The organism is Iodidimonas nitroreducens (assembly GCA_000710935.1).
Taxonomy (GTDB): Bacteria; Pseudomonadota; Alphaproteobacteria; order Sphingomonadales; family Rhodothalassiaceae; genus Iodidimonas; species Iodidimonas nitroreducens.
The window spans coordinates 38177-44281 of record BAYV01000022.1 but is presented as its reverse complement, the minus strand read 5'-3'; the positions used below and the strand labels follow the sequence as shown (position 1 = coordinate 44281).

The window sequence follows — 6105 nt, the reverse complement described above, 5'->3', positions numbered from 1 at the left end:
CTTCCTGGCCGCAATCAAACTCGCTTCAATCCGTATTTGGCTTAGATTTTATGAGTCTACGGCCTAGATAAAATGTCGCTCGTTACCTCAAGCGCTTCTTTGTGCGCCTGTTGCCAATCGTTCATCCACTGAATATGGCAAGATATTAGCTTAGATTCAGGTAAATCAGCAAGACGGTTTCTGTATTGAAGCAAACTACCCAGTTCCTGAACTCTGTGCTCTTGGTATCCAGGATGAGCAAGTGCACAGCGGCTAATGATCACAGATTGGTCAACCGTTCTATCAAAAACGTAATCACCAATCGCCTCAATACACGTGAGTGCTTTAGCCTCAATCTCTTCGCTTCTAATTAAAAATGAAAAAATTACTAATAAACTACCAAACAGGAAGTAGCGTGCGAATATATAGGAATGGTATTTATCCATGGAACAGTCTTAAAAAATATTATGGGCTGCAATTAAATTTATGAAATTTTCCTACACTGATCTGTCGCTCAATCTGTGCGAGTTTATTGCAGAACTCATTGGCAAAGCTTTGGGCAATGTCACCGCCAACGATAATGTCCAGCCAGCCCCACTGTCCATCTTGATTGCACTCCAAAAACCAGAAGTCGCTAAATTTTTCGAGTATTACGTCGATAGTCTCACTGATTCACCAGAATGCGGCAACCCATCGCCATGGTGATGGGAGGTGGCGATGGAGGATAATCAAGATCAGTGCGGCTGAGCACGGGGCAGTGAGATCGTCACCTCAGTGCCTTCGCCGGGCGCCGAGGATATCACGACACGGCCCTGCATCAATGAGGCGAGATTTTGCACGATCGGCAAACCAAGCCCCACCCCATCATGCTGGCGGGTATAGGAATTATCGGCCCGTCCAAAGGGCTGCATGGCCCGCGCGATTTCATCTTCCGCCATCCCGATGCCGCTATCCTTGATCGAAAAGCTGCAAAAATCGGGGCTTTCTGCGTGGATGCTAAAAACAAGGCTGCCACCTTCGGGCGTAAATTTTATGGCATTGGTCAAAAGATTGATTATGATCTGTCGGGTCCGCAAAAAATCGGCATGCACTTCAGAGCCGTCAGGGATCGGGGCGATCTGCATCCGCAATTTTTGCTCATCGATTTTAGGCTGCAAAAGCCGGATCACCTGATCAAAAGCCGACCATAGATCAAAATCTTCGGGCTTCAGATCAACCGCCCCGATCTCGATCCGCGACATATCCAGAAGATCATTCACAATCTGCAAAAGATGATGCCCGGCGGCCTGGATATTTTCGGCATAATCGATGATCTTTGCGGGCTGGAAAGAACGATCCTTCTGATCGATGATCAATCCTGAAAATCCGATCACCGCATTGAGCGGTGTTCTGAGTTCATGGCTCATATTAGCCAGAAAATCGGTTTTCGCGCGATTGGCAAGCTCGGCTGCCAGCATGCTGTGTTCGAGGGCTTTGCGCTGTTCTTTCTCAGGCGTGATATCCCGCCCCACAGTGACGATGAAATCTTCGTTCAGATAGCGGATTTTGGTGGCATGCAGCGATGTTGTATAGCTGCGCCCCGCACTATCGCAGGCGATCGTTTCAAAGGATTGCACCACACCATGGCGTTCAAGCTCGCTCAATAAGCGCAATTTTTGATCCGGTTCCTTCCAGATGCCCAGTGCGATGCCCGAACGGCCGATCACATCGCTTCTTTCCCATTTGAAAAATTCGGTAAAAGCCTTGTTCACCCAATAATAGGTGCCATCCGACAAGCGCGATATGGCCACCACATCGGGCGAAATTTCCAGAATTCTGGTAAACAGCTTTTCCGTTTCGCTGCTTTGATACGCTTGGCGTTTTGTTTCGGTGATATCGAAAAAAGACGAAACAATCGCCGCCCGCCCATGCCAGCGAATGGTGCCAAAACGGCAGCTCACCCACACGGATTTTCCATCCGCCGCGATCAACCGAAAATCAAACAGATCGCCAAATGTGCCTTTCTGCACCGCTTGGGCATAGCGATCCCGCACGATGTCCTGATCATCGGGATGCACGAAATTGGCAATATCCTTGATGCTCCCGATCTTGCGATAATCATCGAGCCCCAATATTTCCGCCATTTTCTGATTGATATAGAGCACCCGATCATGGCGATGAACGATGATCCCCTGCAAAGCCTGCTGAGTGATATGGCGGAAATGATCCTCCTCACTGATGAAGGGGCTTACAACCTGCACGGAAACGAAATAATGAGTTGCCCCCTGATCATCATCAAGGGCAATGATATGGCCTCGAAACCGGGGCGCCTTGCCAACCGGGCTTTGCCCATGAAAGGCAATCTGAACTTTATTGACCCGGGTTCTGATCAGGGTGTGGAAATTGGCCCACCAGGATGGCTGATCTTCCGGTGAGATGAGATCGCAAAACTGCATCGTCTCATTCGCATTGAGCGTGCCATAAAAATTGGCCGTGGCCTGCTCATTCATCCATAAAATGCGGCCATCTTTTGCAAGATTGATGATGATCACCGAAGGGCACAGCAATTGAGCCGCCGCACAGATCTTCTGGCAAAACATCTGATCGGACGATGATTGCAGATCGGGATGCGTATATTCCCCCAGATTATAAGAAAACATCGCCAGCTCTGGGTTGCATCATATTATGACCTTAGGGCTTATGCTATATCAGTAAGTGTTTATGACAGGCTTATAAAAACATATCATTACCCGGATATATTAAATATGTCTAAAATTTTCGTGAGATGACGAGCCGCCTTTAATCTCAGATGTGATATTATACGCCATCCTGCGAAATCGCCCTACTCACGCTCGTCGGGCTTGATCCATAAAGGCTTTTTCATATCGGGAATGGTCATCCGCCAATTCCCAAGAAAGTTCTTTTCCAGAACGACTGAAGCTCCTGTGAGATCAGTGTTGGGGGGTGTTGGCCCATCCGAGCGCGCAAAAATCCACCCTTCGGCAATTTGCAGCTTGAAATCTCCCCTTTTATTCCTGTTGTAGGCGGTGATCGTGGTTTCCAGGGGCAGTTCCAGATCATCGACCGTTATTTCACGCACGATCATCTTGCGCCGATTGTCTTTGGCTATGGCCTGAGACGGCGCCGCTTTCGCAGCATGCTGCGACCGCACCCCCTCTTGCTCAATGCTTTGCGCTGGCTTTGTGTTTTTAGCTGAAGACGACATCACGCCCGCATCAGCTTTTTTCGCTGTTCTTTCCTGGCTATAGTGATGATAAGCTGCATCAAAACAAGCCAGTTTTTTTTCGTTATCTTCAAGACTACCGCAATAAATGATTGTATCAACAGCATCCATTTCTTCTTGTGAGAAAGCATATTGCGTATTCGCGACAATAAGAAATGCAAATAGGACTGCCATTGTTTCTATCATCTTAATTCTCTTTCTTTTGATAAATTATAATCAATTTATCATCTTTTTTCACGACACTGACCGGAAGTATATTTTCTAAAGAAAATATTTTTTTCTCAATCGTATCGATTTTAAATGACCCGGATATTTTGAGATCTTTCATTGTGTCATCTGCAAGCTCGATTTTGCCATCATAATATCTGTTAAAATCTTTCACCATCTCTTCAAGGCTGGCATTATCATAAAATAATCGGCCGTTCCCCACACCATAATTTTTAATGAGGACGAAAGCCGGATCTGGTTCACCATCCGGCATTCCAACATGGTGGGCTCGATGGATATTGCAACCCGCAAACTGCGCTATACAAAGCCCTATTCGGTCGAAGCATCCCGCCCCTATGGCATCGAGGAAGCGCCTGATGGCACAGTGTGGATTGCCCATTTCGGGACCAATATGATCTCAGAGGTCGACCCCGAAACGATGGCGGTCACCGAATATAAAGTGCCGGCTGAAGATGCCCTGCCCCGGCGCATTACGGTTTTGCGCAATGGCGATGTTTATTATGGCGATTTTGCCCGCAGCACCCCGGGCCTTGTCCGTTCGGGCGAAGGTTTTGTGAAGGAATGGGCCTTCCCCAAGGGCGATATCGAGGCGGCGCCTTATCTTCGGGTATTTCCGATATCATCCCCTATCTGCAAACTTCAAACCTTCCTATGATCAGCCCATGATTCCGAGAAAAGGAGAGACCGCATGCCACAGATATTTAAAAAATCGTCTGATTTTTCCCGCAGGGAGATTCTGGGAGGCAGCCTTGCTTTGGGGGGCGGTCTGACAGCCATTGGGGCCGGAGTTGGAGCCGGAATAGGCGCAGGTCTTGGCATGGGGATCGGCGCGGGCAGTTCCGGCAGCACGGGCTTTGCTTCCTTTGGCTGCTGCGGGGCGGCATCAGCGCAGGAAGCCGCCAATCCCGAGCGCGAGATCGTCGAGATCGCCCGGGGCCTCTGGCGAACCCGCCAAAACAGGCATCATGGCCTCGTGATCGAAGGCCAAAAGGGCCTCCTGGTGTTTGATAGCATCGATCAGGGATTTGCGGGCTGGCTGAAATCACAGCTCGGCCAGATGAGCGACAAGCCGATCAGCCATGTCGTCTATAGCCATAATCATGCTGATCATGTCTCGGGCGGAGAGATGCTGGAAGCCGATGGCGTGCGCTATATCTCCCACGAACTGGCGCGCGATAGTCAGATGCGCTCGCGGCTCAAAACCCGCTATGCCGATACGACCTTTCATGAAGGACTGGATATCGATCTGGGCGACCGGCGGGTGGAACTGCGCTATCATGGCCCCAATGATGGCCGTGGATCGATCAGCCTTAGGGTGCCCGATCAGGCCCTGCTCAGCGTCGTAGATTGGGTGCTGGTGGATCGCATGCCCTTCATGGATCTGGCCCGCTATCAGATCGATGGCATGGTTCATAGCACCGAACAGGTGCTGGATATGGACTGGGAATTGATGGCCCCGGGCCATGCGGGCATGGGCGGAAAGGCAGAGGTGCGCAATTACCTCGCCTATATCACCCAATTGCGCGATTTATGCATGGAGCATGTGGTGGCGGGCACGCCGCCTGAAAAGGCCGCCGATCTGATCGCAGCGGATCTGGGCAAGGTGGACTCTTTTCGCGCGCTCAATCAGTTTGATGCCTGGGTGCGGATGAATGCCACAGGCGTGATGGATCAACTGGCGCGCGTGGAAGGCTTCATCGATCCCTTCCCCCCGGTGGGCGGCACATTGGATTGAGAAAGCCTGAAAAGCCGGCTCATGAGCCGGATCATGAGATTGGTGCCCCCGGTCGGACTCGAACCGACACTCCCTTGCGAGAACCAGATTTTGAGTCTGGCGCGTCTACCAGTTCCGCCACAGGGGCTCTGTGTGGTCTGCCTTCAGGTCGGCGCATATTAGGGGGAAATGATCTCACGTCAAGCCCGACCTGTGCAACAGGGGCGCTTTGTCGATTATTTTCTGCGCGCCTTACCATCTGACAAGCCACCGCATTGCTTTTCAGGTGGCAATCTGCCAGATCAAATGGATATTCATGCCACCCTCATGGCCATTGTACTCTGGATGATCTGATCATGCTTTCGCGGCTTTATCGCTGGACATTGGAAAAAGCCCGCCACCGCCATGCCGAGCGCTGGCTGGGGCTTGTGTCTTTCCTCGAAAGCTCGATCTTTCCCATTCCCCCCGATGTGATGCTGCTGCCGATGACCTTGGCCAATCGGCAGAAAGCCTTTCGTTTTGCGCTTATTTGCACCTTTGCCTCGGTTTTGGGAGGGCTGGCGGGCTATGGCATCGGTTATTATCTATGGGATCTGATCGGCGCGCCGCTGATCGCCTTTTATGGCTATGAGGCCCAGTTCCAGATCTTTCAGGAGCGCTTCAAGGATCATGGTTTCTGGCTGGTTTTCCTGTTTGGACTGAGCTTTTTCCCCTTCAAGGTCATCACCCTTGCCAGCGGCGTGGTGGCGATGAACCCTGTGGCCTTTTTGCTGGCGGCCTTGCTTTCCCGCGCCCCGCGCTTTTATATCGAAGCGGCGCTTTTGTGGAAATACGGAGCCCCCATCGAAGCCTTCATCGAAAAGCGCCTGAGCCTTCTGGCCAGCCTTTTTGCGCTTTTGCTGGCGGGCGGGTTCATCGCGATGCGCTATCTGTGATCCCATCCTTTTGGCAGATTGAAACG

Annotated in this window: 7 protein-coding genes and 1 tRNA gene; 3 read left to right on the top strand and 5 right to left on the bottom strand. The window is 51.0% G+C overall.

Annotation, left to right across the window (positions count from 1 at the left end; genetic code table 11):
- Nucleotides 1-56 precede the first annotated feature (56 nt).
- The 4 genes from AQ1_RS09545 to AQ1_RS09525 all read right to left on the bottom strand — a co-directional run bounded on the left by AQ1_RS09545 (nt 57) and on the right by AQ1_RS09525 (nt 3683).
- Nucleotides 57-425 carry a hypothetical protein gene (locus AQ1_RS09545; RefSeq protein ID WP_042086632.1) on the bottom strand — a complete coding sequence of 123 codons (369 nt, stop codon included), beginning with the start codon at nt 423-425 and terminating at the stop codon, nt 57-59.
- Between the two features lie 288 nt (nt 426-713).
- On the bottom strand, nt 714-2618 hold the full coding sequence (locus AQ1_RS09535; RefSeq protein WP_042086628.1) for a PAS domain-containing sensor histidine kinase: 1905 nt from the start codon (nt 2616-2618) through the stop codon (nt 714-716).
- A 182-nt stretch (nt 2619-2800) separates the two neighbouring features.
- The gene (locus tag AQ1_RS09530; protein ID WP_042086626.1) at nt 2801-3388 is read right to left on the bottom strand and encodes a hypothetical protein; all 588 of its coding nucleotides are present in this window, start codon (nt 3386-3388) and stop codon (nt 2801-2803) included.
- A 1-nt stretch (nt 3389) separates the two neighbouring features.
- Nucleotides 3390-3683, bottom strand: a complete 294-nt coding sequence (locus AQ1_RS09525; RefSeq protein WP_042086624.1) for a FecR domain-containing protein — start codon at nt 3681-3683, stop codon at nt 3390-3392.
- A 6-nt stretch (nt 3684-3689) separates the two neighbouring features.
- Here AQ1_RS09525 and AQ1_RS14890 point away from each other — a divergent pair, with 6 nt between their 5' ends.
- Both AQ1_RS14890 and AQ1_RS09515 read left to right on the top strand, forming a co-directional pair.
- The gene (locus AQ1_RS14890) at nt 3690-4085 is read left to right on the top strand and encodes a Vgb family protein (protein ID WP_052371174.1); all 396 of its coding nucleotides are present in this window, start codon (nt 3690-3692) and stop codon (nt 4083-4085) included.
- Between the two features lie 33 nt (nt 4086-4118).
- A complete protein-coding gene (locus AQ1_RS09515; protein ID WP_042086622.1) occupies nt 4119-5165 on the top strand; it encodes an MBL fold metallo-hydrolase in 1047 nt (348 codons plus the stop codon).
- 40 nt (nt 5166-5205) lie between these two features.
- Here the strand turns inward: AQ1_RS09515 and AQ1_RS09510 are convergent.
- Nucleotides 5206-5292: transfer RNA gene (locus tag AQ1_RS09510), tRNA-Leu, on the bottom strand.
- 208 nt (nt 5293-5500) lie between these two features.
- On the opposite strand from AQ1_RS09510, the gene AQ1_RS09505 reads away from it, so the two are divergent.
- On the top strand, nt 5501-6079 hold the full coding sequence (locus tag AQ1_RS09505) for a YqaA family protein (RefSeq protein ID WP_042086621.1): 579 nt from the start codon (nt 5501-5503) through the stop codon (nt 6077-6079).
- The last annotated feature ends 26 nt before the right edge of the window (nt 6080-6105 follow it).